Source organism: Moorena sp. SIO4A5 (assembly GCF_010672005.1).
Lineage (GTDB): Bacteria > Cyanobacteriota > Cyanobacteriia > Cyanobacteriales > Coleofasciculaceae > Moorena.
This window is the reverse complement of record NZ_JAAHHZ010000309.1, coordinates 1-5325: the sequence shown is the minus strand read 5'-3', so window position 1 is coordinate 5325 and position 5325 is coordinate 1. Positions and strand designations below refer to the sequence as shown.

At 47.0% G+C, this 5325-nt stretch carries 3 protein-coding genes and 1 pseudogene; 1 reads left to right on the top strand and 3 read right to left on the bottom strand.

Annotated elements, in window-relative coordinates:
• Positions 1-521 (bottom strand): polyprenyl synthetase family protein (locus F6K57_RS35730; protein WP_293072775.1); only part of this gene is annotated, 521 nt, incomplete at its 3' end.
• Between the two features lie 570 nt (positions 522-1091).
• On the opposite strand from F6K57_RS35730, the gene F6K57_RS35725 reads away from it, so the two are divergent.
• Entirely contained in the window at positions 1092-1319 is a 228-nt protein-coding gene (locus F6K57_RS35725) for a hypothetical protein (protein ID WP_293017258.1), read from the top strand.
• Between the two features lie 1389 nt (positions 1320-2708).
• On the opposite strand, the gene tkt is transcribed toward F6K57_RS35725, so the two are convergent.
• Both tkt and F6K57_RS35715 read right to left on the bottom strand, forming a co-directional pair.
• Positions 2709-4715 (bottom strand): transketolase, encoded by a 2007-nt coding sequence (tkt, locus tag F6K57_RS35720; protein ID WP_293017259.1) that lies wholly within the window; start codon positions 4713-4715, stop codon positions 2709-2711.
• 361 nt (positions 4716-5076) lie between these two features.
• Positions 5077-5325 (bottom strand): annotated as a pseudogene (locus F6K57_RS35715) (beta-ketoacyl-[acyl-carrier-protein] synthase II); the annotation flags it as partial.

Below are 5325 nucleotides of genomic sequence, written 5' to 3'. Positions count from 1 at the left end.
TTGTTATAAGTCTTTGCCAAGTAGCCTTCTATAGTTGTCGTGGTGTCAAATCGACTCAGTCCTTGTTGGATTTCTCCCTCTGCCATATCTTTAATCACTTCAGAGAGCAGCTTAACTACCTCTAAGTTATCGAGATTAGCCAGATACCAAGCTGATTGACCAAACAGAAAGTCACCAGCTAGCACAGCGATTCGGTTATTGAACAAGCTATTAACAGTGGGTACGGTGCGGCGTACCTCTGACTCATCTATCACGTCATCATGGACCAGAGAAGCGGTGTGAATCATCTCAGTAATTTCTGCTAGACGTCGATGACGTGGGGTAATCTTGCAGTTGGTTATCGTTGCCCGTGAGACCAACAATACAATGGCTGGTCGTAACCGCTTTCCCCCAGCTCCGAATAAGTGTTCAGCTGCAGCGTATAAGATTGGGTGACTGGCACCAATCAGGTTTTTTAAGTTTTCACTCAATAGATACAGATCTGCTTCTACGGAAGCAAAAAGGGAGGTCACTGAGGTCATGGATCAGCCGACTCAGAAGTTAGTTACGAAAGTTTACATATTTCTTTCTTAATTCTAAGCTAACCGTCCCCGATCGGAAAATTTTGTTGAGTTTATGGCAGAACTGGAAGGAAATCTGAGGAATTGTATAGACTTGTTAAGTCTGTAGCGATCTCGGCATGGCTACCCAGGATTTTTGTGCTATCCTGATAATTGAGGGTTTGAAAGATTTAACATACTGAATTCCAAATGTGGTAAGGGGAGAGTTAAATTCGGTGATCCCACCATAGCACAGAAGTTGGCTTAGGCAAGACAAGCCTTTCTATCCCGTCTATATCTCAGTATAGATACTGAGTAAACTTGTCAACCAGACATAACCACCAAAAGTTGCCTAATCGGGAGCCTGAGTTGAGATGATTCTCACCTTAAGATCAGGAGTTAGCTAGGCGAGGGTGGTTACGGTCAACTGAATTAAACACCTGTATCCCATACCTTTTATCCGCAACCATATCCTAGAACTATAGGGTTTTAGGATGGCTTTGCAGCAGATTTCTATAGAACGTTGCATCTATCTGTCTCTTGTTCACTCTTATGTTATACATTGATATGTCGTTAATGATCCCCCTGCTAGCTACTGGCTACTTAATCACCATCTATGTGCTGTTAACACTAGCCCAGCGTGTTCAAAGTTCTCCAAGGTACTTTGCTAATCCCATTAAAAATGCCTTGGCTACTCGTGTGCCAACTGAGTCGGCATCCGAGGTCAACCAGGTTAAGGGATGGTCTCAAAGGTCTCAAAGTGAATCTCCTCGAGCATAACCCATGGCCTATTCATCTGCTTGGGTAGGAAGAGTCTTTAAACCTGGCGCAATGAGTACCAGATTGTCTAAATAGATTTTGAGTTGTCCCAAAAACAGATAGACGCAAATAGTTCTGACCACTGTCTGTGTTTATCTGTTTGGCTATGAGATTTTGACAGGTCATGGTCTACGGGCTAATGATCAAGTAGATCTAAGTATATCTTAGCGATACTCCAATATACAAGGTTGCCGTCATCAGGACTGACGTTGCCAAAAAGGTCAAGTCAGGCTTTCCCCCTTTTGGCTAATGGCCTAAGGGGGCATTTAGTCTTGGGCTACACAAACCAATTCCACAAATTTTATCAGCATCTAAACGCTGAAAACCCCGTCACAAAGCGAGCGGGTCAGAAGTTACCCCAATCAGAGGGTCGCCTTTATGGGTGAGTGGGCTATGCAGAAAAGGTTTAAAACTTTGTAGTAAGGCGACCCTCTGATCAGGTTTCGTCTCCGGGATGAAAGCGAATAGCGGCTAAAGCCGCCCGTAAAGAATCTCGAACCTAAAAGTGTTGACAGTTGTATAGCGCTATAGTACCATTCAAGTATAGGGTACAGGCTGAAAAACCGAACGCGCCCCGCGTGGCCTTTGGCCTTGACGCAACCGGGTCCCAGACCCGTCACTGCATGACCTAAAAGTAGTAATGCCCGGAGGGTAGGGAAAGTCCTCTTTAAAAACCCAATCATCAATTAACCCTTAAAGGCGACCCTCTGATTACGGTAACTTCTAACCCCACCGTACCGTGTTTTTTATCAAAATGTGCAATGCTCGGGTTCACACACCAACGGTTACAGGCTATGCATAAAAGGGTTAAAACTTTTTTATTAAGGCGACCCTCTGATCAGGTTTGGTCTCCGGCACACCGAAACCAGGCGAAAAGGGAGGAAACGGACTTCTTAAGGCACTCCTAATAAGTAGCCAAGCGCTTAGGGAGAATTGCCCGCTGGGTCTGCTATAAACTGAACTGAACTCTTAGTCTTGACGGGTTTTTGGTTCAGGTACTGCTTAATTTTTGGCGGCGTCAATGATTAAGATATAGCGGTTTAAGGCAGCTCGTTGAACTAAGAATCCCCGCGTCTTTAGACCGGGGAGTGTCAAAGCCTGCTTGCTTGGCTAAGGCCTGAGGGAGTAACCCAAGCCAACTTTTTTGATCAAGTTGATCAAGCCCTAGAATTGCTGATCTGGGGGGGGAACGGTAAACCCAACAGCCCTGGTGGTGGTCGAGGTAAGGGAGAGTTTCTCCTCTCCCTTTTTCCCTCTGCCACTAGAACAAGCATTATTCTGGCCTTCCCATGACCAGGGAAATGTTTCCCCTAGCTGAGTTAGGTAGAATTAGGGATTATATTGGGTTAATTATCCCAACAAGGCTTTGGCTTTAGCGACTACATTCTCAACCGTGTAACCAAACTTCGCCATAGCGACGCCACCGGGAGCAGAAACACCAAAGCGATCAATGCTAATCATATCACCCTCGCTACCCAAGTAACGGCACCAACCAAAGCTGACACCAGCTTCGACCGCGAGGCGCTTGGTAACTGCTTTGGGCAAGACGGATTCCCGATAGGCTTCATCCTGGGCTTCAAAAAGTTCCCAGCTTGGCATGGAGACAACACGGACTTTCTTCCCTTCCTCTCGCAACTGCTCAGCCCCTTGGACACACAGTGACACTTCGCTACCAGTACCAATCAGGATAATGTCAGGAGTGCCATCGCTGTCAGAGAGGACGTAAGCCCCTTTGGTCGCGGCTTCAATGGAACTACCAGCTAGGTTAGGTAAACCTTGTCGGGTAAAGGCGAGGAGAGTTGGAGCATTACGACGCTCAATAGCTACCTTATAAGCCCCAGAGGTTTCGTTGCCATCAGCAGGTCGAAGGACTACCAGATTTGGTATAGTCCTTAGGGAAGCAATGGTTTCAACCGGTTGGTGTGTCGGACCATCTTCACCTAAGGCTACCGAGTCGTGGGTCATTACCCAAATTACCCCAGCTTCTGATAGAGCCGACAGGCGAATTGCTGCCCGCATATAGTCGGTGAAAATCAGGAAGGTGGCTCCATAGGGAATCAAGCCAGAGTTGTGAAGGGCAATGCCATTGCAAATCGCTCCCATACCATGTTCCCGGACGCCAAAGCGTAGGTTCCGGTTTTCATATTGCCCTTTCTGGAAATCCCCAGATATGTTCAATAAAGTGAGATTGGAGGGAGCGAGGTCAGCGGAACCACCAATCAATTGAGGCAGTACGGGAGCAAGTGCATTGAGAGTGGCTTGAGAATGTTTACGGGTTGCTACTCCCTTGTCTTCCGGCGTGTAGGTGGGAAGGGCTTTTTCCCATCCTTCCGGGAGTTGGCCACTGGTAATTTGCTCAAATTCTGCTGCTTGTTCAGGATACTTTGCTTTGTAATCTTCTAGGGTTTGATTCCAGGCAGCTTCCGCTTCCGTACCGCGTTCCACTGCTTTGCGGAAATGATTGAGAGCATCATCTGGAACTACAAAGGGTTCATATTCCCATCCCAGGTGTTTGCGAGTGGCCTCCACTTCATCCCCACCTAAAGCTGCACCATGGACAGCATGTGAATTGGCTTTGTTAGGAGAACCATAGCCAATGGTGGTGGTTACCTTAATCAAAGACGGCTTATCTGTTACGGCTTTGGCTGCTGCTATGGCATCATTGATAGCTTCGAGGTCAGTGTTACCACTCTCTACATGTTTGACGTGCCAGCCATAGGCTTCAAAGCGCTTACCCACATCTTCAGTAAAGGCTAAGTCAGTAGAGCCGTCGATGGAAATATGGTTGTCATCGTAGAGGGCGATGAGTTTACCAAGTCCTAGGTGACCCGCTAAAGAACAGGCTTCACCAGACACCCCTTCCATGTTGCAACCATCACCAAGGATGACGTAGGTGTAATGATCGACAATCGTAGCATCCGGTTTGTTGAACCTAGCAGCTAAGTGAGCTTCTGCCATTGCCAAACCCACACCATTGGCAATTCCCTGTCCCAATGGACCAGTAGTTACTTCAACCCCATCGGTTTCAAAGTTTTCTGGGTGTCCAGGTGTGACCGATTCCCACTGGCGGAACTGCTGAAGATCGTCTATGGTTACACCATCATAGCCAGTTAGGTAAAGTAAGGCGTATTGCAACATACAGCCATGACCAGCCGACAAGACGAAGCGATCGCGGTTGAACCAATTGGGATTTTTGGGGTTATACCGCATAAAACGGTCCCAAAGCACGAATGCCATAGGAGCCGCCCCCATGGGCAGCCCAGGATGACCAGACTTGGCCTTTTCTACAGCATCAATCGCCAAGAAGCGGATGGAATTGATGCAAAGTTCTTCGAGAGACTGGGTTGCAACGGCCATAATTTCTGTTTAATGGATATGTGTGTACTATGGTCTAACAAGAATTTGTCTGAGTTCAAACAAGGGTGGCTCTCGGTTGACCCAAAGGTACTTTCTCATAATCCCATTACCGGGATCAATCAGCAAGAGATAGGGATTGGCTCAGCATGAAGGATGTTCGCCGGATAGCTTCCCTTGTAGGGTAGGATGAAGCATCAAGGATGAAAACAATCCATAAAGCCTGGGAATATGGGTTACTCAGTAACTATCATTAACTAGTAGTTGGAACTAGTAGTTTTTTCCTTGACCTACCTTCACCCAATGCCCACCATAAGCTCAAGGCTACCCTTTTGGTTCTCCTACGGAGTAAGCCGTTAACGGTTCAAACTTTATTCCCACTTTCCCGGTATTTTTTGAAGGCTAGGGTTACATTATGACCGCCGAACCCAAAGGAATTGGATAGCACTACTTCTACCATCTGCTGGCGACTATAATTGGGTACGTAATCCAAATCACATTCAGGGTCTGGGTTGTTCAAATTTATCGTTGGTGGAATCTGGTCATGGGCAATTGCCATCACTGAAGCCACTGCTTCAATGCCACCAGACCCTCCCAACAAATGACCTGTCAT

Coding starts and splice junctions, on each gene's coding strand:
- F6K57_RS35725 (WP_293017258.1), top strand. CDS start 1,092: ATGTTATACATTGATATGTCGTTAATGATCCCCCTGCTAGCTACTGGC.
- tkt (WP_293017259.1), bottom strand. CDS start 4,715: ATGGCCGTTGCAACCCAGTCTCTCGAAGAACTTTGCATCAATTCCATC.